25 protein-coding genes are annotated in these 19,798 nt (G+C 65.9%); 13 read left to right on the top strand and 12 right to left on the bottom strand.

The features are described 5' to 3' along the window. Window positions 1–46: 46 nt before the first annotated feature. Complete coding sequence (locus PA01_01660; GenBank protein KON82235.2) at window positions 47–538, bottom strand: acyloxyacyl hydrolase; 492 nt, start codon at window positions 536–538, stop codon at window positions 47–49. Window positions 539–1,106: 568 nt separating this feature from the next. Here PA01_01660 and PA01_01655 point away from each other — a divergent pair. The 5 genes from PA01_01655 (at window position 1,107) to PA01_01635 (ending at window position 5,597) form a co-directional block, all read left to right on the top strand. Further along, the gene (locus tag PA01_01655; protein ID KON80521.1) at window positions 1,107–2,267 is read left to right on the top strand and encodes a hypothetical protein; all 1,161 of its coding nucleotides are present in this window, start codon (window positions 1,107–1,109) and stop codon (window positions 2,265–2,267) included. Continuing rightward, a complete protein-coding gene (locus PA01_01650; protein ID KON82234.2) occupies window positions 2,264–3,085 on the top strand; it encodes a ferritin-like domain-containing protein in 822 nt (273 codons plus the stop codon). Before PA01_01655 ends, PA01_01650 begins: the two co-directional genes overlap by 4 nt. Before the next feature lie 62 nt (window positions 3,086–3,147). Continuing rightward, window positions 3,148–4,014 carry an SDR family oxidoreductase gene (locus PA01_01645; GenBank protein ID KON80520.1) on the top strand — a complete coding sequence of 289 codons (867 nt, stop codon included), beginning with the start codon at window positions 3,148–3,150 and terminating at the stop codon, window positions 4,012–4,014. 64 nt (window positions 4,015–4,078) lie between these two features. Further along, window positions 4,079–4,564: a four-helix bundle copper-binding protein gene (locus PA01_01640; GenBank protein ID KON80519.2), complete on the top strand. Its 486-nt coding sequence runs from the start codon at window positions 4,079–4,081 to the stop codon at window positions 4,562–4,564. A 193-nt stretch (window positions 4,565–4,757) separates the two neighbouring features. After that, complete coding sequence (locus tag PA01_01635) at window positions 4,758–5,597, top strand: hypothetical protein (GenBank protein ID KON80518.2); 840 nt, start codon at window positions 4,758–4,760, stop codon at window positions 5,595–5,597. On the opposite strand, the gene PA01_01630 is transcribed toward PA01_01635, so the two are convergent. Genes PA01_01630 through PA01_01610 form a run of 5 tightly spaced genes read right to left on the bottom strand, consistent with a single transcriptional unit; the run spans window position 5,594 to window position 10,098 of the window. Continuing rightward, window positions 5,594–6,379 carry an N-formylglutamate amidohydrolase gene (locus PA01_01630; protein KON80517.1) on the bottom strand — a complete coding sequence of 262 codons (786 nt, stop codon included), beginning with the start codon at window positions 6,377–6,379 and terminating at the stop codon, window positions 5,594–5,596. The genes PA01_01635 and PA01_01630 overlap by 4 nt on opposite strands. Then, window positions 6,340–7,644 carry a glutamate-cysteine ligase family protein gene (locus tag PA01_01625; GenBank protein ID KON82233.2) on the bottom strand — a complete coding sequence of 435 codons (1,305 nt, stop codon included), beginning with the start codon at window positions 7,642–7,644 and terminating at the stop codon, window positions 6,340–6,342. Before PA01_01625 ends, PA01_01630 begins: the two co-directional genes overlap by 40 nt. After that, window positions 7,641–9,110 carry a RimK family protein gene (locus PA01_01620; protein ID KON80516.1) on the bottom strand — a complete coding sequence of 490 codons (1,470 nt, stop codon included), beginning with the start codon at window positions 9,108–9,110 and terminating at the stop codon, window positions 7,641–7,643. The genes PA01_01625 and PA01_01620 overlap by 4 nt, the downstream gene beginning before the upstream one ends. Further along, window positions 9,107–9,844 carry a C39 family peptidase gene (locus PA01_01615; GenBank protein KON80515.1) on the bottom strand — a complete coding sequence of 246 codons (738 nt, stop codon included), beginning with the start codon at window positions 9,842–9,844 and terminating at the stop codon, window positions 9,107–9,109. The genes PA01_01620 and PA01_01615 overlap by 4 nt, the downstream gene beginning before the upstream one ends. Window positions 9,845–9,864: 20 nt before the next feature. Next, entirely contained in the window at window positions 9,865–10,098 is a 234-nt protein-coding gene (locus PA01_01610) for a hypothetical protein (GenBank protein KON80514.1), read from the bottom strand. Between the two features lie 153 nt (window positions 10,099–10,251). Between PA01_01610 and PA01_01605 the strand changes: the two genes are divergently transcribed. Continuing rightward, complete coding sequence (locus PA01_01605) at window positions 10,252–10,677, top strand: CBS domain-containing protein (protein ID KON80513.1); 426 nt, start codon at window positions 10,252–10,254, stop codon at window positions 10,675–10,677. Between the two features lie 108 nt (window positions 10,678–10,785). On the opposite strand, the gene PA01_01600 is transcribed toward PA01_01605, so the two are convergent. Beyond that, window positions 10,786–10,944: a DUF3309 domain-containing protein gene (locus tag PA01_01600; protein KON82232.1), complete on the bottom strand. Its 159-nt coding sequence runs from the start codon at window positions 10,942–10,944 to the stop codon at window positions 10,786–10,788. Between the two features lie 260 nt (window positions 10,945–11,204). On the opposite strand from PA01_01600, the gene PA01_01595 reads away from it, so the two are divergent. The 4 genes from PA01_01595 (at window position 11,205) to PA01_01580 (ending at window position 13,752) form a co-directional block, all read left to right on the top strand. After that, window positions 11,205–11,366, top strand: coding sequence for a DUF1328 domain-containing protein (locus tag PA01_01595; GenBank protein ID KON80512.1), 162 nt, complete (start codon window positions 11,205–11,207; stop codon window positions 11,364–11,366). Between the two features lie 76 nt (window positions 11,367–11,442). Beyond that, a complete protein-coding gene (locus tag PA01_01590) occupies window positions 11,443–11,826 on the top strand; it encodes a BON domain-containing protein (protein ID KON80511.1) in 384 nt (127 codons plus the stop codon). 191 nt (window positions 11,827–12,017) lie between these two features. Beyond that, on the top strand, window positions 12,018–12,323 hold the full coding sequence (locus PA01_01585) for a BON domain-containing protein (GenBank protein KON82231.2): 306 nt from the start codon (window positions 12,018–12,020) through the stop codon (window positions 12,321–12,323). A gap of 97 nt (window positions 12,324–12,420) precedes the next feature. Beyond that, window positions 12,421–13,752 (top strand): phospholipase D-like domain-containing protein, encoded by a 1,332-nt coding sequence (locus PA01_01580; protein ID KON80510.2) that lies wholly within the window; start codon window positions 12,421–12,423, stop codon window positions 13,750–13,752. A 55-nt stretch (window positions 13,753–13,807) separates the two neighbouring features. Here PA01_01580 and PA01_01575 read toward each other — a convergent pair whose 3' ends face one another. Both PA01_01575 and PA01_01570 read right to left on the bottom strand, forming a co-directional pair. After that, window positions 13,808–14,983 carry an AI-2E family transporter gene (locus PA01_01575; GenBank protein KON82230.2) on the bottom strand — a complete coding sequence of 392 codons (1,176 nt, stop codon included), beginning with the start codon at window positions 14,981–14,983 and terminating at the stop codon, window positions 13,808–13,810. A gap of 12 nt (window positions 14,984–14,995) precedes the next feature. Next, window positions 14,996–15,439, bottom strand: a complete 444-nt coding sequence (locus PA01_01570) for a hypothetical protein (protein ID KON80509.1) — start codon at window positions 15,437–15,439, stop codon at window positions 14,996–14,998. Between the two features lie 306 nt (window positions 15,440–15,745). Between PA01_01570 and PA01_01565 the strand changes: the two genes are divergently transcribed. After that, window positions 15,746–15,919, top strand: a complete 174-nt coding sequence (locus PA01_01565) for a DUF1328 domain-containing protein (protein KON80508.1) — start codon at window positions 15,746–15,748, stop codon at window positions 15,917–15,919. A 23-nt stretch (window positions 15,920–15,942) separates the two neighbouring features. Here PA01_01565 and PA01_01560 read toward each other — a convergent pair whose 3' ends face one another. Next, entirely contained in the window at window positions 15,943–17,166 is a 1,224-nt protein-coding gene (locus tag PA01_01560; GenBank protein KON80507.2) for an FAD-dependent oxidoreductase, read from the bottom strand. Here PA01_01560 and PA01_01555 point away from each other — a divergent pair. Continuing rightward, complete coding sequence (locus tag PA01_01555; protein ID KON80506.2) at window positions 17,101–17,499, top strand: hypothetical protein; 399 nt, start codon at window positions 17,101–17,103, stop codon at window positions 17,497–17,499. The two genes, PA01_01560 and PA01_01555, sit on opposite strands and share 66 nt — an antisense overlap. A 383-nt stretch (window positions 17,500–17,882) precedes the next feature. Continuing rightward, window positions 17,883–18,221: a hypothetical protein gene (locus PA01_01550; GenBank protein KON80505.2), complete on the top strand. Its 339-nt coding sequence runs from the start codon at window positions 17,883–17,885 to the stop codon at window positions 18,219–18,221. Window positions 18,222–18,282: 61 nt separating this feature from the next. On the opposite strand, the gene PA01_01545 is transcribed toward PA01_01550, so the two are convergent. Further along, window positions 18,283–19,083 (bottom strand): apolipoprotein A1/A4/E family protein, encoded by an 801-nt coding sequence (locus tag PA01_01545; GenBank protein ID KON80504.1) that lies wholly within the window; start codon window positions 19,081–19,083, stop codon window positions 18,283–18,285. Window positions 19,084–19,396: 313 nt separating this feature from the next. After that, the gene (locus PA01_01540) at window positions 19,397–19,798 is read right to left on the bottom strand and encodes a ChaB family protein (GenBank protein ID KON80503.1); all 402 of its coding nucleotides are present in this window, start codon (window positions 19,796–19,798) and stop codon (window positions 19,397–19,399) included.

The following is a 19,798-nucleotide window of genomic DNA, read 5'->3' as shown; positions in this document are numbered from 1 at the left end:
GTCGAAGGGCTCAGGGCGAACGGTTGTGGGGGCGTCTTGCTAGAAGCTAGAAGCGATGGCTGACGGTGAGCTGGAACACTTCGATGCCGTGATTCGGTTGCTTCAACCCGGCGTTCGAATAATGGCTCAGCCGCAAGCCGACCGATGTCTCGCCTTCGTGCCCGGCCCGGCCTCCCCAGGCGATGCCGGCGCCGATCAGTTCGCCGAACTGGAAGCGGGTGGCCAGATTCCGGCGTCCGACTTTCTTTTCCGAGAACAGGTTCAGACCGAGGCCCGCCTCGAAATACGGGTACGCGCCGGTGCGGATCGGAGAGATGCGGAACGTCGCAAAAGCGCCGGCCTGCGCCGCTTTGTCCGAATGGCTGCGGAGGAGGTTCAGCTGGACTTCCGGGTGGCTGGCGATGCGCCAGTTGTTCCAGTCGGTGCGATACCAGACCGGCAGCAGCCACTGAACCCCGACGCTATCGACCGAGTCGTAGCTTCCGGCCTGCAGCGCGACTCCCGGCGCGGCGGGGCACGCGCTCGCGGCGGCGAACAACGCCAGCGCCAGCGACAGGCCGGCCGTTCGGGGCGGCCGCTGGGGACGCGTGAAGCGCGACGGCCTGTCTCTTGCTTCCCGACGACCGTCTGCGGCCGCTGTTGGCAAACGGAAAGTTGTCGGGTTGACGGGTAGCGCGGTGCCGGGGAGTGAGAGTGGGAGTGGCGAAATCGTCTGCACGATGACTCTCCTGTCCGTCATTGTTGTTCGTGTCGCGCAACACCGCAGCGCCAACAAACTCACCTTAGCAACCTCCTTGCCTGTTTGCCGAGCGAGTTGTTTCACTTGTCGACGCTGGCGCATTGCCCGGCAGGCGCCGCATATTTCTTACTCGCGCTTGTAATTTCTACAGCAGACGTGGAGAAAATTCCCACGACCGTTGCGCGACAACGGCGCGCAAAAAGATGGACGTGGTTTTAATTCCCACGCAGATCACGCGAGGCCCGGTCGCCGTGCGTGCCGATACTTGCGGATACCGTAGGCACGGGATTTGCAAGATTTTTCGTGACGAGGCGCGAGCCTGCTTGGCGCGCGCCTCCCGAAATGTCATCGCCCGGAGGAAATTGCCGTGGACCTGCTGGAAAACAAAGGGGTGCAGATCGACAAGCAGTCTTTGACGTGGAAGGACATGACGGGAAAGCCGATCAGCAAACTCGACGACGAGGCTTTCACGCGCGTCCGCATTCTCCTCATGAACGCGCTCGAGCTCGACGCGCTGCGGCTGTCGCATATGGGAATGCGCATGAACAGCGAACTGCGACAGTCGCTCGCCCAGATCCGCCGCATCGAGCAGCACCAGGCGACGGCGGTGAATTGTCTGTTGTCCGCGGATCACTCGCCGCTGGAGACGACGATCGCGTATGAGCAGGTCGCCGTCGAAGTGACCGCTGCAGTCGCCCAGCGCGAACGGGACCCGTATCTCGCTCAGGTCTATCGCTTCGGGCTGCTAGAGGATTTCGACCACCTCTACCGCTACTCGGCGCTCCTCGACCGGCTCGAAGGCAAGGATGCGAACAACATCCTGCAGGGGCACACCGACATCGCCCCCGGTCGTCCGACCGTCGACGGACATCGCGCGCCGGTCGACGACCTGCGGCTGCCGCACGGGCGCGACGCCACGCTGCTGACGAAGTTACATGCGACGCTGATCACCGCCGCGGAATACCAGACGCACGACTACTACATGACGATCGGCCCGATGTTCGCCGACCCGGTCGCGCGTCAGCTGTACGCGGAGATCGCGTCGGTCGAGGAGCAGCACGCGACCCAGTACGGCTCGCTGCTGGACCCGCGGCAAAGCTTCCTGGAACTGTGGCTGCTTCACGAGGCGACTGAAGTCTACGGCTACTACAGCTGCGCCCAGTCCGAGAGCAATCCGCGCATCCGCGAAATGTGGGAGCGTTTCTGCGACTACGAACTCGGCCATCTGCACCACGTGTGCGACCTGTTCAGACGATACGAGAAGCGCGACCCGGCCGAAGTGTTGGCGCGGACGCTGCCGCCGCCGCTCGAGTTCAAGAGCCAGCGCGACTTCGTCCGCGACGTGCTGGCGGCCGAAGTCGACGTGCGTGCCAACGGTGTTGATTTCGTCAAGCTCGCCCGCGAAAGCCCGCTATCCCGCGAATACCGCCGCAGGATCAACGCCGACGGGTCGCCTTCGACGCGAGTGGCGACGGCTTATCACTGGACCTCGGGCACCGAACTCAACCGGTCGCTGAAAGCAGCATGAACTCGACACGCGACATCCACCCGCTGCTGAGGTGGCTCTTCGACGAACCTGAGTGTGCGGAAGGAAAGATCATGGATGACGGCACCGAACCGGGTTTCAATCGCACCGGTGCACAGTCTTCACCGTTGTCGGTCCACAGCATGCAGCTGTATGCGGACGAACGGGTGCCGGAAGAAGCGAGGGCTTCCGACGAGATGCCCGACGGCCGGGAGATCGCCGCCGTGCGTAGCGACTACGCGGTCGAAGCCGAACGCATCGGTTCGGTGCCGATGCCGGGCGTGCTGACCAGCGCCTTCACCGCCGTGGTGTCGAAGCTCGGGGCGAGAAAGCCCGAAGTGCTCGTCGACAAGCTCGGCGAAAGACTCGCTTTCGAACGGATCGGTGTACGCCTCTACCAGGCGCTCATCGACAAGGCGTCCGCGCTCGCGCCGCACCAGCGGATGCCGTTCTCGATCGACGATCTGCAGCGCCTGCGCGATGACGAGCTCGCGCACATGCACGTGCTGGCGTCCGCGCTCGATTCGCTCGGCGCCGACTCGACTGCGCAGACGCCGGCTGCAGCGGTGTCGGCGCTCGCGATCAGCGGCCTGATGCAGGTTCTCACCGACCCGCGCACGACGCTCGTCCACTGCCTCGAAGCGATGCTGATCGCCGAACTCGCCGACGACGCGAGCTGGGAGCTGCTGATCAGCCTGACGGCGGAAGCCGATCAGGACCAGTTCTTGCCCCAGTTCCACAGCGCGCGCGACAACGAAAAGGCCCACGTGCGCCAGATCCGCGCCTGGCTGCAGACGGTCGTCCTCGGCGAAGCGCGCTGACCACTCGATGAATCGCAGGCCACGGGCCGCGACGCGGCGCGATTCGCACGCGGAGACTTGCAATGAGCGATCAGACCACCGTTGAGCAGATTCCAGCACAGCACCAGGACACTCAGCCGGGGCACGAAGAGCCGATGGTGCCGCGCCCCGAAGACGACATGAAGCATTACCGCGGCTCGGGCAAGCTCGCCGGCAAGACCGCGATCGTCACTGGCGGCGACAGCGGCATCGGGCGCGCGGTGTCGATCGGCTTCGCGAAGGAAGGGGCCGACGTCGCGGTCGTGTATCTGTGCGAACACGAGGACGCGGAACATACGCAGCGGCAGATCGAGGCGCAGGGGGCGAAGTGCCTGCTGCTGGCCGGCGACGTCGGCGACGAGGCGTTCTGCGCGGACGTCGTCGAGAAAGTGATCGCGAAGTTTGGCCGCCTCGACATCCTGGTCAACAACGCCGCTGAACAGCACCCGCAGGAGGACTTCACGGCGATCTCGCGGGAGCAGCTCGAACGCACGTTCCGCACCAACCTGTTCTCGATGTTCGACCTGACGCGTTACGCGCTGGCGCACCTGAAAGAGGATGCCTGCATCGTCAATTCGACGTCGGTGACGGCGTACCGCGGCAGCTCGCATCTGATCGACTATTCGGCGTCGAAAGGCGCGATCGTGTCGTTCACGCGCTCGCTTGCGCAGGCGCTCGCGAAGCGCCGCATCCGCGTCAATGCCGTCGCCCCCGGACCGATCTGGACGCCGCTGATCCCGGCGAGCTTCGACGCCGAAAAAGTCGAGCATTTCGGCGAAAAGCAGCCTCTGGGCGGCCCCGGCCAGCCCGACGCGGTCGCGCCGAGCTACATCTTCCTCGCGAGCAGCGATTCGAGCTACATGACGGGGCAGGTGCTGCATCCGAACGGCGGCGAGATCGTCAACGGTTGAGGAAGCGCTGATTAAATCAAAACCGTTCGGGCTGAGCCTGTCGAAGCCCTTGTTGTTGCAGGGAATGCCCTTCGACAAGCTCAGGGCGAACGGAATAAATCAGCGCTTCCTTGACGAACCGCCGCGAACGCGGCATGCCGGTACGCCGATTGCAGCAGCCCGCGTCACCGGCACCCGTGCCGCGCCTTTGCCCGAGGAGGTTTCAATGTCCCAACAAACCACGCGATCGCCTGAAATGCTTGCCTGCATCGAGCTGTGCCGGCGCTGCCAGATGGTCTGCCTCGGCATGGCGACCGGCCACTGTCTCGAAAAAGGCGGCCGCCATGTCGAGCCTGGACATCTGCGCACGCTGATCGTCTGCGCGGAGATCTGTCAGGCGGCCGCGAACGTGATGGCGACCGGCTCGACGCTGCATCGCCAGGTATGCGCAGTGTGCGCCGACATTTGTGATGCGTGCATCAGCAGCTGCCGCGACCTGGACGAGATGGAGGAATGCATTTTCGCCTGCGAGCGGTGCAAGAACAGTTGCGAAGCAATGACGTCGGTGTGAGGCAGGGGTGGCGGCGTAAGTAGGAGTTACAGCGCGGCGTAAGAATTGCGCTTGCAGAAGGTCATTCGACCACCCGTTTTGGGGAGTTTTGCCCGCTCCGCCAGGGTTTCGGCGGGCGGTACGGATGTTGCTGATGGAATCACGCGTCCGCTCGCGGACGGGCATTTCACCCTCACAAACGGAAGGACAGACCATGGAAATCAGATCGGAAACCAGAAGCATGGACCCTGCACGGGTGAGCAGCGTAACCATCGAGCCGGAAGGCACTCCGCTGTACAGCATCCGCTGGGGTGCGGTGATCGCCGGCTTCGCTGTCGGTTTGGGCGTGCATGTGCTGTTCGTCCTGATCGGTATCGCCGCGGGGCTCGCGGTCGTCGGCGCCGGGGAGCGCCCGGAAGGAGAGAGCATCTCGATCGCCGCCGCCACATGGAACACGGTCAGCATGCTGATCGCAGCGTTCATCGGCGGTTACGTGGCTTCCCGCTCGTCCGGCCTGCGGCGCACTTCCGACGGCATGTTGCACGGCGTGGTTTCGTGGGGAGCGACGATGCTGTTCTTTGCCATCCTCACCGGGTCGGTTACCGGCAACGCGCTCGGCGGAATGTTCGGCATGGCGGCGAACACCGCGACGACGGCGGCAGCTTCGGCAGCCGGCGCTCCGGGTGACTCCGCAGTAGGCGAACTGCTGTCGAGTCTCGAACGCGGCGATCGTGCGGCCACCGTCGATTTGCTACAGAACCGTTTCGGCATGAGTCCGGACCAGGCCAATCGTGCCGCCGAGCAGGCGTTGGCGCTGACCGGCCGTTCGCCGTCCGGCGCGGATGCGCAGGCCGGCGGCGAGCGCATCGACGTGGCGCGGACTGCGTCGGCGGCAAGTGCGTGGCTGAGCGCGGCGATCCTGCTGTCGCTGCTGGCCGGCGCCGGTGGCGGCCTTCTCGGCGCGCGCGGTGCGCGGCGTCCGATCGTCCCGGCGCGTCATGAACGCCACACCGTGTCGACGACTCCGCGTCGTCATGTGCCGACCGCGGGCTAAGCGCATTTCTCCCGCTCCAGCGCCTCGGCGAGCGAAGTGGTGAGCGCCGCCCGCAGCGCGCGCCACTCGGCGCGCCCGGGCGCGACATGCCCTTGATTGACTTCGAGCTCGAGGCCGACGTAGTCGGCGGCTGCGTGACGGCGCCGCAGCCACGCGCATAATCCGTCGGATTTTCCGGTGTACGGGTAGTTGCGCCGCACTTTCAGGTGCGGCGCGCGCGCCTGCAGCGCCGCGATCCAGCGTGCGCTCAAGGCCACTTCACCCGCGCGGCCCGGATCGTAGAGGATGCCGACGTCGGCGTTTCGCACGGCGCCGTCGAGCACGGGCGTGAAGCTGTGGCTCGACACATGGACGACCCGGTTTCCGCGGTCGATCCAGTCGGCGACGAGTTCTTCGACTCGGCGCCGGTACGGCAGATAGTGGCGGACGCGGATGTCCGCCCGCAGCGACGGCGGCGCCGCGGGAATCCATTCCGAGTGGAGCCCGGGGTGGCCCGGACTGCGGTTCAGGTCGACGAGCAGGCGCGTGGTCGTCGCCGCGACGAGTGGGGCCCCGAGCGTTCGCGCGAGCTCACGTGCGATGGTGAGCGCGCCCGGGTCGTAGCCGCGGTGGCTCTCGAGCGCGGCCTGCGCTGCCACGAACAGCTCGCGGTAGCGCGCCGGCACGCGGTTGCCGCCGTGCTCGCAGGAAACGACGAACGCGACCCGGTCAGCGCTCCCGGGCGCATCGGCTGCGGCGGATGCTACGCGGTCGGCTCGAACTGGCGATTGTCGCGCAGGCATTCGCCGAGCTCCCGATAGACCTCGCGCATCTGCAGCCGACCGGCGTCTTCGCCGAGTGCGGCGACGACGCGGCGCGCGAGCGTGCCGCGCTCGAGGATCAGTTGCAGCGGGGCGTGCCAGCGCGGCGCGAGCCGGTCCTCGGCAACCAGCATGTCGATGAGGCGCGACCACAGCTCGTGCGCGCGGCACGCGCCGCAGTCGAGGCCGAGTTGCGCGACATAGCTCGCGTCGTCGATCGGTGTTCGCTCGGCGTCGTGGAGGCACGCGCGAAACGTCGCCACCAGCGCCGCGGTGCGGATCGTCGCGTCGGCGTCGGGAGCGGTGCGGTATGAATCGTAGAGGCGCCGCACCAGCGCCGCGGTCACGGCGGCGATCGCCAGGTCGGCCTGCGGACATTCCTGCACGTCGAGGACGCGGATCTCGATCGCGTTGCGTTCGAAGCGCGGAATCGCCGCGCGCACGTTCAGCCATTCGTGCTGCAGCACGCCGCCGTCGCCGTATTCCGCCGCCTCGCGGTACATCGGCGCGAGGATCTGCGCGCGGTATTCGGCCGGTGACGCGCTCGGGCGCGGAATGCATTCGCCGATCGACGACGGCAGCTGGCGCTGGTGGTCGCGATACACTTCGAGGCGGTAATCCATGAAGCCGGTCAGCCGCCCGTCGGCGATCGGCGAGCTCGCCGCGAGCGCCGGCAGGATCGGCAGCACCAGGCGGATCGCGGCGTGCAGGCGCGCGAACTGTTCGTCGTCGCCGAACGGCAGGTTCAGGTGCACGCTCTGCAGGTTGCCCCAGCCGTGACGGCGGCAGTCGAAAATGCGGTCGTAAGTGCTGTAGATCGCGCAGTTCTCGTGCGTCCACAGCCGGGTTTCGGTGTGCGGGTCCATCCACGGATGCATCCCGCCGGGCAGGAGCTGCGCGCCGTGTCGCCCGAGCAGCGCGTTGATCGCGGCGATCTCGGCATGGAACGCTTCGGGCAGTCCGTCGAGCGTCGCGGAGGGGACGCGATTCTTGACTTCCAGCACATGCAGCGCGAGCTCGTTCGACCATCCCATGTCGCCCCGCACGACGTCGGCCGCGGGATGTCCGGCACCGAGGCACAGCAACTCGTCCGCGATCGGGCGGACGTCGAGCCCGTCGCGGTCGACGATCATGTATTCGATCTCGACGCCATAACCGCCGAACGCGTCCAGCACCTCAGTGCGGTTCGCACCGCTCTGCCCACTGTGCGGGCCGGTGCGGGCGCCGGTCGGGTGTTCCGGACTCATGTCGGAGTTCCTCCACTTCGGTCCTGTTCCAGGCGGCGCAGGAACACGCCCATCACTTCGCGATAGAGCGCGTCCTTCAGCACTCCGTCCTCGTTGCCCGCGTCGACGTTCGGGTTGTCGTTGATCTCGATGATGCAGCAGCGATTGCCGCTCTGCTTGATGTCGACGCCGTAGAAGCCGTCACCGATCAGGTTCGCCGCCTGCAGCGCGATCGTCACGACCTCCTCGGGCGCCTCGCCGATCGCGAGCGCTTCGGTGGGGCCTTCGGTGCGGCCGGTTTCGCTGTTGTGGTCGATGATCTGCCAGTGACCACGGGCCATGTAGTATTTACAGACGAAGATCACGCGCCGGTCAAGAATGCCGACGCGCCAGTCGAATTCGGTCGGCAGCCACTCCTGCGCGACGATCAGGTCCGACATCTCGAGCAGTTCGGCGACTTTCGCGCGCAGTTCCCTTTCATCGCTGACTTTGTCGACCCCGACCGAGAACGAACTGTCCGGCTGCTTGAGCACGCACGGCAGCGCGAGCAGCGGCACGATCTGGTCGATGTTGTCGCGGTGGATCAGCAGCGTGCGCGGCGCCGGCAGGTTGTGGTGGGCGAGCAGCTCGGCCAGGTACACCTTGTTGTTGCACTTGAGGATCGAGTCGGGGTCGTCGATGACGACGAGTCCCTCGGCTTTCGCGCGTCGTGCGAAGCGGTAGGTGTAGTGGTGGACGAAAGTGGTGTCGCGGATGAACAGCGCGTCGAACTCCGGCAGCCGGCCGAAATCGCCCGGCAGGATGAACTCGGGCTGCATGCCGAGCGCGGTCGCGGCCGCGGCGAACTTGCGCAGCGCCGGGGCGTTGGACGGCTGATGCGCTTCTTCCGGGTTGTGCAGGATCGCGAGGCGAAAGCGCCGCGCGGCGCTCTGCGGACCGGTGCTGCGCCGCGCGAAATGTCGTGCGGCGGCGTCGAACGCGAACTGCCGATGCTCCGGCGGGATGTCGTTGATGCCGATCAGGTCGATCGCGCGTGTCTGCCAGTGGCCTTTGACGCGCTCGAAGTGCGCGCGCAGCAGCGGCACCTGCAGCAGCTTGAAGAGCTGCCCGGCGAGCACGTTGTACCGCTGCGCGACGTTCAGCCCGAAATACACGCTCAGCTCGAACTGCGCGGACTTCAGCGGCGCGAGCGTCTGCTCGACAAGCTGGGCGAGTTCGCTCGTCAGCACCTGCACGAGGTTCTGCGACTGCAGGTCCTCGATCGTACCGGCGGGCGGCCACGGCCGATGTCCGCGCGCCTCGGCGAGCAGCGACACGTAGTAACCGAGCTTCTGGTAGTGGAACGACTGGCACAGGTTGAACACGCGCGCGGAGCGGTCTTCGCCGTAGGCCGGATCGGTCAGGTAACTGCGGGCGGGAACAACCGGCGGGCCGCTCTCGCCCAGCGGCCAGTCGTCGGGGTCTTCGACGACGATCAGTGAATTCACGGCAGCTCCGGGTCCGCAGGCGGGGGCTTTCGCGGCGAGATCACCAGCAGGTTCGCGTCGTGGGTGACGATGCCGAGGAGTATCGACGCGATGACGCGGTCCATCCGGATCCAGTATTCGCGCATGCCGCCATACGGGTGGGGGCCGTATGGGTCGGCGACGAGGAGGCGCCGCGCCGGCCGGTCGTAGCCCGCGATGATGACGAAATGCCCGGACGGCGTGCCGCGCACGTCGTCCGGGATGTCGTTCGGGCCGAACTCGCGCGCCGTGCGGTACAGGAACGTCGAGCTGAGGCCGGTGATGATCGGATGGCGGCGGCGCAGCAGCCCGCGCAGCATCGGCGGCGAGAGGTCCGTGAACCGCAACCGGCCGCCGAGCCGCAGGAAATCGAGGTAGCCTTCGGTCGCGTGCAGCAGGCGCGGGTTGTCCTTGACTTCGCGCTGCGCCTGCAGCCGCTCGGCAACGTCCACCTTGTCGCGGAACCACGTCGGGTCGAACACCGTCAGGTTGTAGGTGTAGATCGTCGCTTCGAAGCCGTTCGCGAGCGCGTCGCACGCGAGGAACACCGCGTAAGTGCCGCCATGGATCAGCGCGCGCGTGCGCCTGATCACCGCATCGAGCGAAATGTCCTCGCCCCAGTACCGATACACCGCGTGCAGGCAGGTCGGCCCGCATGTGGTCTCGGTGGGCTGGGGCAGGAGATCGACGTTCAGTCGCAGCGACGCCGGCAGCACGGATCGCGCTCCTCCGGGCGTCAATAGTTCGATTGGGGCAGGCTCGATTGCGGCGGCATCGTCGTGCCGGTGAGCTCTTCGACTTCGCCCGGCTCGGCCGGGGCCGACGAGCGGCGCATCGTCGCCGCGCCCGGCCCCCGGTAGGGAATCGGCAGGCGTCGTGAAAGGGCGCCGCGCGTGCGCGCGGGATCGAGGAAATACAGGGCGCTGGCGCCCAGAGCAAGCGTGCCGATCGCGATCAGGGCTGATTTCATGATGAGTTCCAGGGGGAAAGGAAGGTATCGTTGGCAGAGGCAAAGGCCGTGCCCGTACTGCCGGCCGGGATCGGCAGCGGCGTTTCCAGGCACCGCTTTTGCACCGTAGCAGGGACGCAGGCAGTGCCTGCTTCCTGATTGAGGAGGTGGATCATGCAAGTAAGCGAGGCAATGACGATGGACGTACGAATGCTCGATCCCGAGCAGACCATCGAGGACGCAGCACGCATGATGGCGGAATGGAACGTGGGGTCGCTTCCGGTCAACGACGGCGAAAAGCTCATCGGCATGGTGACCGACCGCGACATCACGGTGCGCGCAGTGGCGGCCGGGAAGAGTCCCGACACGCGTGTCCGCGATGTGATGACGAAGGAAGTCAAATACTGCTTCGAAGACGAGGATATCGCTCACGTTGCACGCAACATGGGTGACGAGCAGATTCATCGGCTGGTCGTGCTCGATCGCAACAAGCGGCTCGTCGGGATCGTCGCGCTTGCCGACATCGCGAACACCGAAGGCGTGCAGCCTGCCGGCGAAGCGGTATGCGGCATTTCGGAACCGAGCGGTTCAACTCACTGAAGGCGCCGCTGCCGATGAGGCGGGGACGCATGAAATCGTGCCCGCCCCGAAAAAAACCGGACCCCTAGGGGTCCGGTTTTTGTTTGCGTGTGCGACACGACGCTGGCTCTATAACATTCCGAGCAGCGCGAGCACCAGAAGTACAACCAGGATCAATCCCAGCAGTCCGCTCGGACCGTAGCCCCAGGAACTGCTGTAGCCCCAGGTAGGGAGCGCGCCGATCACCAGCAACACCAGCAGGATGATGAGTATCGTCGATAAGGCCATGATCGTCGTCCTTTGAAGGCAGGCGGCTCGCGCCGCGGTAATGACGACAGGCAGCTTCCGTGCCCGGCGCGTGCCAAGCGCTGCTGCCGCTTCCCGCCCTCGGGATGCGTCGGCGCATGTAAGCATTACAACGCCGGTGGCGATCATGCACTTCTCCCGGATGTCATTTACGCCGTGATGCTGCTGCGCTCCGGGCATGCGGTTTGCCTCCATGCTGTCGTCAGCGGGAAATTCCCCCTGTCCGTGAATGGAGGTGTCCCATGTTGTATTACGCAGCGATATTCCTCGTGATCGCGATCGTCGCCGCCCTGTTCGGGTTTGGCGGAATCGCGAGCGGTGCGGTCGGCATCGCGAAGATCCTTTTCTACATCTTCCTCGTGATCGCAGTGATTTCCCTGATCCTCGGGATCATGCAGAAATAGAACGTCGCGCCTGCGCTCACCGCAGCGCCGTTGCGGTGGGGTGCGCAGAGCGCGGACATCGAAAGGAGTTCTGCTCATGAAGCGTCGATTCTCGATTCTCGTTGCCTGCGTGAGCCTTGCGGCCCTCGCAGGATGCAACGATCGTCCGGACGAGCCGGACACGACGACTCGCTCCGTGCCCGGTACCACTGCGGACACGACGACGGAAAAAGTAGAGCCGGACGGCAACCGCGCCGGTCAGGCCGTCGACGATGCCGTCCTCACTACGAAGGTCAAAACAGCGCTGCTCGCCGAAGAGGGCCTGGACGCCGGCTCGATCAGTGTCAGCTCTGAAAATGGCGTCGTGACGCTGAGCGGCAACATTCCTGCTGATCAGATCACGCGTGCCGACGCGGTCGCCCGCAAAGTTGAAGGCGTGCAGGAAGTGGTCAATGCGCTGGCGGCGCCGCCGTCGTCCTGATCCCGATTTCGGCTCCTGTCCGGTGCAAGTGCGAAAGGACGGCGGCCGGCACCAGTTGCCGTTGCCGCGTGTTTCGGCGAGGCAAACGCGGCGCTGTTCGGCGCCGGGTAAGCGTGAAAGGCGTCGCGTTCCAGGCGATGCCGGTGATTTCCCAGAACGGAGGACTACAGAAAATGACAAGCAGAAGAACAATGCTGACTGCCGCGCTCGCGGCGCTTGCCCTGCCCGTCGTCAGTGCGTGCGCGGGAAACCGGTCGAGCACTTCGACGGGCGAATACATTGACGACGCGACGATCACGACACGGGTGAAAGCTGCGCTGATCGATGATCCGCAGGTCAAGGCGCGCGAGGTGAACGTCGAGACCTCCCGGGGAGTGGTACAGCTGAGCGGCTTCGTCGCGCAGCCCGGAGACGCGGATCGCGCGGTCGAGATCGCGCGCAAAGTGCCCGGCGTCAAGTCCGTCCGCAATGACATCAGGGTCAAACCGGCGTCCTGAGCGCCGCTGCGCAGACGCTTCCTTTGGCCGTCGGCGCGGATTGTTCGGCGGCACGTCGTGGCCGCTGTTCGTCCCCTTCGTGCTTGCGGGGTGCGCCATGGGCCCCGCCGTCGACACGGCAGCCCTGCCGGCGCGCCCTTCACCGACATCCGTCGAAGTCCGCGTCCAGCACGCCGATGGCGCACTGCGCACCCAGTTCTCGCCCAAAGTTGCACAACAGCTCGAAGCCGACGGGGTCGGCAAGGAACTGCTCGTACATCATCTGGCGCATGTCGAGGACGTCCTCCTGGCGCCGCTGGTCCTCGGCAACGATGCACACCTCCTGGTCGACGGCCCGGCGACGTATCGGGCGATGTTCGGCGCGATCGACAAAGCGCGGCGCTACGTCCATCTCGAAACCTACATCCTCGAGTCGGGCGAGCAGGGTGCTCGCCTCGCGCGCCTGCTCGCGGCGAAACGTCAGCAGGGTGTCGAAGTTCGCGTCTTGTACGACAGTGTCGGCTCGCTCGACACGCCTCCCCGTTATTTCGAAGACCTTGCCGCAGCGGGCATCGCAGTGTGCGAATTCAATCCGGTCAATCCGCTCAAACTCGCAGGCGATCCGCGGCTGAGCCTCAATAACCGCGATCACCGCAAGCTGTTGGTCATCGACGGGCAACTCGCCTTTACCGGCGGCATCAATATCAGCGGCGTGTATCGCGCCGGCTCGTTCGGCAGCAAGCGCCGTGTGCCGACTCGCGACGAGGGATGGCGCGACACGCACGTGATGGTGCGAGGGCCGGTCGTGACGCAGTTCGAAGAACTGTTCAACGACGCGTGGCGCGAGCAGCGCTGTCCGGCTCTGGCAGTGCGGCAGGCCGCTCGGGTCGCCCCCGCCGGCAGCATGGCGATGCGCCTGGTCGCCGGCGACCCGGTCTCGGAACGCAGCGAGCTGTACGTCGCGCTGATGTCCGCGCTCGAACACGCGCGTCAGCGGGCGTGGCTCACGTACGGATATTTCGTGCCGGACGAACGCACGCTGCAGGCGCTGCGCGACGCGTCGCAGCGTGGGGTCGACGTGCGCCTCGTGCTGCCCGGTTTCAGCGACTTCTGGGCGCCGTTCCACGCCGGTCGTTCGCATTACGAGGATTTGCTGAGCGCCGGGGTGCGCATCTTCGAACGGCGCGACGCGCTGCTGCATGCGAAGACTGCGGTGATCGACGGAGTGTGGTCGAGCGTCGGCTCGACGAATCTCGACTGGCGCAGCTTCGTGCACAACTTCGAAGCCGACGTGCTGGTGCTCGACGGCGCGTTCGCGGAAGAAATGGAACAGCTTTTCGGCCTCGACCAGTCCGCCTCGCACGAAGTGAGGCTTGCGCAGTGGAACGATCGCGGCCTGCGTGCCCGGCTGCTCGAATGGCTCGCGCGGCGCTGGGAGTATCTCCTCTAACCGGCTTCCTGTAGCTGGAGACCGGATCTCCCGTCACCCTGCTTCGGCACGACGCTCAGCTCCGCGGAGGGCCGGTTTCATGCGGCGGCAGCGGGACAGGCGTCGGCTCCTGCACCTCGGATTCCAGGTCCTCCTCGACGTACAGCATGCGCACGAGCACCAGCGCGATCGCCGTCAGCGGCGTCGCGAACACCACGCCCAGCGGGCCGAGCAACGCGCCGAGGAGCACCTGCGCGCTGATCGTCAGCGCGGGCGGCAAATGCACGCTGTACTGGTCGATCAGCGGCGTGACGATGTAGTTTTCGGCGCCCTGCACGGCGAGGAAGAGCAGCAGCACGTAGAGCGCGTCGCTCGGCCCTCCCGCGAGCGCGACGAGCAGCGCCGGCAGCGCTGCAAGGATCGGGCCAATGTACGGAACGAAATCGAGCACGAAGGCGATCAGCCCGAGCGCGAGCGCGAGCTGGATATCGAGCAGCCACAGGCCGACGGTGACGCTCAGGCCGACAACCGCCATGCGCGCGAACGTGCCGATCAGCCACCAGCGCATCGTCGTCGTCACCGAGTCGAGCACTTCACGCGCGCGCGTGCGAGCGTTAACGGGGACCAGCAGCAGCAGGCCGTGACGGTACACTGCCGGCGTCGCGGCGCCATAGAGACCGATGAACACGGCGATCAGAAAGCCGGCGATGGCTCCGACCGTCATCGAGAAGACGTCGCCGAGGCGAGTCAACCACGTGCCGTCCTCGGGGAGCATCGCGCTTAGATTGCGCTCCGAAAAGAGGATCCGCCCCCACTCGTAGCGGTAGACGCCGTTCAGCAGCTTCTCCCATGCCAGGTGCAGACTGGGCCCGAGCTGATCGAGCTGCGTCGCCATCTCGTTGCCGAGCAGAGCGCCGCCGACGACCAGCACCCCCGCGAGCGTCGCGAGCACGATACCGAACGACACTTTTCCGGACAGGCCGGTGAGGGCACTCGCGCCGTCGCTGAGTCCGCGCAGGAACACGCCGACCAGGATGCCGGCGAACACCAGCAGCAACACGTCGGCGATGGTCCACACCAGCAGGCCGAAAACGACCAGCAGCAGAACCATCGAGACGATGACGATCGAGCGGTCGGCACGTCGGGCATCGGCGTCGCGCGTCGGGCGAGGCGGCGTCGGCAGCCCAGCTTCGGTCGGCCGGGCGGCTGCACGGGCGAGACGACGGGCGGGGGGAGTTTGCCCCGATTTCAAGCGCTGGCCTCCTCAGGCCCGAATCTTCGCCGAAGGTCTCCAGTCCCCCGCTACAGGCACAACCGCGGGCGGCACTGCAAGAGGAGTGGCCGCGCCGGGGGCGACCGGCCCCCGCTCGCCGCGCGCGTCGGGACCTTCCTCGGGCATGCCGACGACCCGGGCCTTGAACTCGCGCGTGCTGTCCGGAGGGCGGACCGTGAGCGTATGCCGATCGCTGTCAGCATTTCCGACAAACATGTCAGCGCTGATGATCAGCCCTGCCACCAACCCGGCCGGCGCTGCGGAGGCGGTCGCGTTCTCGTGGCGCTCGGGGGCCGAAGGCGATTCGGCACCCGCAGCGGGAATCAGCGCTGCGTGTTTCGATTTCGCGACGCTCATCCAGGCGTGGTGCGGTCCCTGCGCCGAAGACAACGGCGTTGGCTGGTGGAGCGTTTCGCCCACGAGCGCCATGCCCATGACAAGACCGGCCCGGCAAATGTCGTTATGATTTCCCCTAGCATGACGTCGTCTCCGCTAGAACTCGTCGTACCAGCTCTGATGCAAGCTCCATGCCTACCGGGGAAGCACTTCAATGGGTACGGCGCTTGCTGCCGGTCGCGGTACCAGGCGGGACGCCAGTCGTGTCGCCGGTGCGGGCGAAAGGCGGAAAAACTTCCCGTCGGCGGGTAATTCCTCCCGGTTCTCCCGATCGAAAAACGAAAACAGGGTCGCCAGTGCCGCGATTTCCGGATCGCTCCCGATCCGCCACGAGGAGTAAACAAAATGATCAAGTGGGCGATCATCTTCTTCGTCATCTCCGTCATCGCCGGCCTGCTCGGCTTCACGGGTGTCGCGGCAGGGGCGGCGGGTATCGCGCGAGTGCTGTTCTACATTGCGCTGGCGATCTTTCTCATCGTCCTGGTGTTCGGCGTGCTGCTCGGCGTGCTCGTGTTCTGAGCTTCGCGTGGGGTCGGGCGCGCTCAGTGGAGTTTCATGCGCGGGCGCGCGCGTCGCGGCAGCCACTCGCCGAGCGTGAGCAGCAGCGTGCGCATGCTGCCGAGCAGGACTGCCAGGTGGCGGCGGTACAGCATCCAGTAGCTGAGGCGTGCGAACAGGCCGCCGACCCAGCTTCGATTTTCGCCCGCATCGCCCCCGCGCCCGTCGGTGCGCGCCGAGGACAGCGCGCCCTGTTCGCGGTAGCGAAACGGAATCAGCGATTTGCCGGCGAGGCGGCGCTCGAGCGAGCGGGCCAGCAGCTTCGCCTGCTGTTGCGCGGCGCGCGCGAGTGGAGGCGCGAGCGTCTCCCCTTCGGACGAGACGCAGCTCGCGCAGTCGCCGATCGCGAAAACGTTGTCGTCGCGGAAAGTCTGCAGCGTCGTGCGGACCAGCAACTGCTGCCGCTCGTTGGTGTCGAGCGCGCCGAGCGACGCGAGCACTTCCGGCCCGCGCAGGCCGGCCGTCCAAACGACCAGGTCCGCAGCGACGATCTCTCCGTTGGCCAGCAGCACGCTGTCGGGTCGCACTTCGGCAACGCGGCAGTTCAACCGTACATCGATGCCGCGCCGCACCAGTTCGCGATAGATGCGCTGCGCAGCGTCGGCGGGAAGCGGTGCGAGCAGCCGGCCCGACGCTTCGAGCATGCGGATCGTCACCGGTTCGCCGGCCCGGCGCAGCAAGTACCCGCACGAGGCGATCTCCTCGACCGCGCCAGTCAATTCGTCGGCAAGCTCGACGCCGGTTGCGCCGCCGCCGACAATCACCAGCTGTACCGGCTGCGGCGCGCGCTGGGCGGCGCCGGCGCATAACGACAGCAGCCGGCTGCGAAAACGTTCCGCGTCCGCCACGCTGTTGAGCGAAATTGCGTGGCGCCGCACTCCCCGAGTGTTGAAGTCGTCGTCGGTGGCGCCGATCGCGATCACCAGCGTGTCGTACCTGAGCTGCCGGCGCGCCGCCATCTCGGCCCCTTCCGCGTCGATTAGCGGCGCGAGCCAGATCTCGCGCCGGTGGCGCACGAGCCCTTCGATTCGCCCGGGATGAAAGCGGAAATGGTGCTGTCGCGCCTGCTGCAGGTAGTCGAGCGCCTGTTCGTGCGGGCTGCGCGTGCCGGCTGCGACTTCGTGCAGCAGCGGCTTCCAAAAATGGGCAGGCATCGGATCGACCAGGACGACTTCGGCTTGACCGCGCCGGCCGACGCCGTCGCCCAAACGCGCCGCCAGTTCCAGCCCGCCGGCGCCGCCCCGACGATGACGATGCGGTGTGACGTGGAGTCGGCGCAGGCGCCGGGCCAGGCCGGATTCGACGTCGGTTTGTCGCGCCTTTCGTCATCCTCGGGCAGAAAGTCCTGTCCTGACGTGCCGAGGAAATACGTCAGCGGGGACGGGCGCGGCACGGCGCCGGCCGCAGAGGTCCGAATCGCGTCGGCCGACGCGGCGGTCGACGTCGTCGCGGATGCTGGCGACGCGTTCGACAGGGCGGGGCCGAGAAGACGCGAGGCGTGCGGAAAGTGGGCTGCCAGTCCCGTCATCGCTGTACCTTAGGGGGAAATGATTGTAATTCCGTCCCTTGGGCAAGGCGTGTTCCTGCCGGTCGAGGCCGGGGAATCGGGCCGCGCGAACGGTGCGGAGACAAGTTCGGGAAACATGGTGGCGCGACGCAAAAAGTTGCGAAATCACGCGGAAATACTGGTTTTCATGTCTTGTGACAAAAAAATGGTAACGGTACTCTGGCCCCAAGTTGGGTCTTCGGTCTGAAGTAGATGAGAGAAGCTGGCTCGAATCCTGCTGGAACTGAGTATGAGCCGGCACTCCCGAGCCGGCCGCACAATGAATCAGCGCGTTTGCTGTCAGTGCGCTCACGAAGGTCAATTCACCGGTCGTCGTGTCGACGCAGGTCGTGGTGTAGGTAAACGCCGAGGACCATTATGCATTGTTCAATTTATTGCCTTATTTCCCGCCTTGAAGAACTGCAGCCGACCATGGCGAGGATGACGGACGCCGGTGTACCGAGCGAAGACCTGACGATGATTTTTCACTCGGGCGGCTATTGGCTGTCGCGCAAAGCCGAGGACACGCTCGACTTGGGGCCCTCGGTTTGGGAGGCTCCTTTCGTTTCGATGGCGTTGTGGTGGGAACTTGCGACCCTGGGTCTGACCGGAAGCCGGGCGGAAGTGTCTCCCCGGCGCAGCTGCAACGCCAGTCCGGCAGTGGTTGTGCCGTTGACGGTGTTCGAACAGCGGCGGCTGCGAAAGCGCGGGAATTGACCCCGCGCTGTTCCTTTTCAGACGCTCCCGGCCCTACCCGGGAGCGTGCTGCCGAGGCCGATCAAGCGGCCTTGTGGGAACGTGAACCACGCTCGGAGCGTGTCGCCTCCTCGCCGGCGCGGGACATTTCGGTTCGCGCTTCCTCGCCTGCTTCCCGCGTCTCTTCTGCCAGTTCCTCTCCCTGACGCCGCATCGTTTCAGCGTGACGGCTGGTGAGTTCCCGGCTGCGTTCGAAACCTTCGCGTACCGTTGCGCGGAACTGTTCACCGCCTTCGCGCAAAGTTTCGCGCGTCGACTCGCTCAACGAATCCGTCGCCATCGCGAGCTCGTCCGCCTGCTGGCGTACCAGCTCCTTAAGGTCATCGAGACTTTCGGTCGCCTGATGCTGCAATTCCTGCAGGCCGGTCTGCCAGGCTTCCGTCAGATCCATCGTCTGCTGTTCCCACAGCCGTCCGCGATGGCGCTGGATTTCTCCGGCGGTGCGGTTCGCGTGGCGATTCGATTGCAGCAGCGTGTCGGTCGTGGTCGAAAACAGGCGCTTCGCCCGCTCGTCAGCCAGCTCGAAGAAATGGGAATAGTCGGGAAAACCCATCGCCGACAAGGCGCGAGCCTGCGCGCGCATGAAGATGCGAGCGCTGGCCGCCTCCATGTCATACAGCTGGCCGAACCCACGCAGCGTCGTCGCTGCCATGTCCACCGATTCCCGCCCGCGCCCGCCAAAGCTCTCCTGCCGTCCTTGCTGGCGAGAGGATTCAGCGTTCATCTCTTCGTTCCTCTGCTGGCGTACGTCTTCATTCTGCTGACTTGGGCGTTCCGCCGTTTGTCGACGAGGGTCTTCATTCGTTTGCCGTTGCTGGGCCATCTGAATACTCCTGTGCAGTGTTGAAAGATGCGAAATGGCCGTTGTCCGGCCATTTCGCTACTGGTCAACCCTCGCTGTCGAAGGTTGCTGTTGCATAGCAACATCAGGGCCCGTTTTGGGGAGTAGCGGGAAATGTGTCCCGATCCGGCGCTGCGCCAGGGATCGGGGATGATCGAGGAAATTTGCGCCGTGGCTCGGCACGCGAGCTTTCGTGAAAAAGATACAGCTCGCGGAAAATCCTACTCGCGCGCCCTGCGCCCGAAAGGGCTCGTCGCGCGCAGCGGTAGCGCGCGACGAAAGGGCAGGCGTTTCCTCAGTCCTGCCGCGAAGCGATTGCGCGCGCCAGCTCTTCCTTGGTCATGCGCGAGCGCCCGCGGATGCCGAGCGCCGCGGCCCGCTCATAGAGCTCCTGGCGCGTATGTCCGAGGACGTCCACGCCGCCGAACGTCTCGCCACTGGCGCGCTTGCCGTCCCGTCGGTCGGCGGCACTGCGGCGGGCCTGCGGGTCGGACGGGCCGGGTTTCGCTTTGGCCTCCCAGTGATCGCCGACTTTTTCGAAGCTGTGCTTGAGCGCCGCGATCGCGGTACGGCTCGCGCGCTCGCCCGGACCGTATTCTTCTTCGGCGCTTCTGAGCGTCTTCGCGTAAGTGCGCTGCGCTTTCGGCGGCGAGCGCTTCAGTGTACCGGGCAACTCCACCTGTCGATTTTTGGGCAT

The sequence above is a fragment of the Azoarcus sp. PA01 genome (assembly GCA_001274695.2).
In the GTDB taxonomy this organism is placed as follows: domain Bacteria; phylum Pseudomonadota; class Gammaproteobacteria; order Burkholderiales; family Rhodocyclaceae; genus Aromatoleum.
The sequence above is the reverse complement of the archived record's forward strand: the minus strand, read 5'-3'. Positions and strand labels throughout refer to the sequence as shown.

What these genes read in the sequence shown, in the direction of transcription:
- PA01_01570 (KON80509.1), bottom strand. Translation starts at nt 15,439, where the DNA reads ATGGGCATGGCGCTCGTGGGCGAAACGCTCCACCAGCCAACGCCGTTG.
- PA01_01635 (KON80518.2), top strand. Translation starts at nt 4,758, where the DNA reads ATGGAAATCAGATCGGAAACCAGAAGCATGGACCCTGCACGGGTGAGC.
- PA01_01605 (KON80513.1), top strand. Translation starts at nt 10,252, where the DNA reads ATGCAAGTAAGCGAGGCAATGACGATGGACGTACGAATGCTCGATCCC.
- PA01_01650 (KON82234.2), top strand. Translation starts at nt 2,264, where the DNA reads ATGAACTCGACACGCGACATCCACCCGCTGCTGAGGTGGCTCTTCGAC.
- PA01_01630 (KON80517.1), bottom strand. Translation starts at nt 6,379, where the DNA reads ATGCCTGCGCGACAATCGCCAGTTCGAGCCGACCGCGTAGCATCCGCC.
- PA01_01565 (KON80508.1), top strand. Translation starts at nt 15,746, where the DNA reads ATGATCAAGTGGGCGATCATCTTCTTCGTCATCTCCGTCATCGCCGGC.
- PA01_01580 (KON80510.2), top strand. Translation starts at nt 12,421, where the DNA reads ATGGGCCCCGCCGTCGACACGGCAGCCCTGCCGGCGCGCCCTTCACCG.
- PA01_01625 (KON82233.2), bottom strand. Translation starts at nt 7,644, where the DNA reads ATGAGTCCGGAACACCCGACCGGCGCCCGCACCGGCCCGCACAGTGGG.
- PA01_01610 (KON80514.1), bottom strand. Translation starts at nt 10,098, where the DNA reads ATGAAATCAGCCCTGATCGCGATCGGCACGCTTGCTCTGGGCGCCAGC.
- PA01_01640 (KON80519.2), top strand. Translation starts at nt 4,079, where the DNA reads ATGCCCTTCGACAAGCTCAGGGCGAACGGAATAAATCAGCGCTTCCTT.
- PA01_01585 (KON82231.2), top strand. Translation starts at nt 12,018, where the DNA reads ATGCTGACTGCCGCGCTCGCGGCGCTTGCCCTGCCCGTCGTCAGTGCG.
- PA01_01540 (KON80503.1), bottom strand. Translation starts at nt 19,798, where the DNA reads ATGCCCAAAAATCGACAGGTGGAGTTGCCCGGTACACTGAAGCGCTCG.
- PA01_01545 (KON80504.1), bottom strand. Translation starts at nt 19,083, where the DNA reads ATGGCCCAGCAACGGCAAACGAATGAAGACCCTCGTCGACAAACGGCG.
- PA01_01590 (KON80511.1), top strand. Translation starts at nt 11,443, where the DNA reads ATGAAGCGTCGATTCTCGATTCTCGTTGCCTGCGTGAGCCTTGCGGCC.
- PA01_01555 (KON80506.2), top strand. Translation starts at nt 17,101, where the DNA reads ATGGGCAGGCATCGGATCGACCAGGACGACTTCGGCTTGACCGCGCCG.
- PA01_01595 (KON80512.1), top strand. Translation starts at nt 11,205, where the DNA reads ATGTTGTATTACGCAGCGATATTCCTCGTGATCGCGATCGTCGCCGCC.
- PA01_01550 (KON80505.2), top strand. Translation starts at nt 17,883, where the DNA reads ATGCATTGTTCAATTTATTGCCTTATTTCCCGCCTTGAAGAACTGCAG.
- PA01_01600 (KON82232.1), bottom strand. Translation starts at nt 10,944, where the DNA reads ATGGCCTTATCGACGATACTCATCATCCTGCTGGTGTTGCTGGTGATC.
- PA01_01645 (KON80520.1), top strand. Translation starts at nt 3,148, where the DNA reads ATGAGCGATCAGACCACCGTTGAGCAGATTCCAGCACAGCACCAGGAC.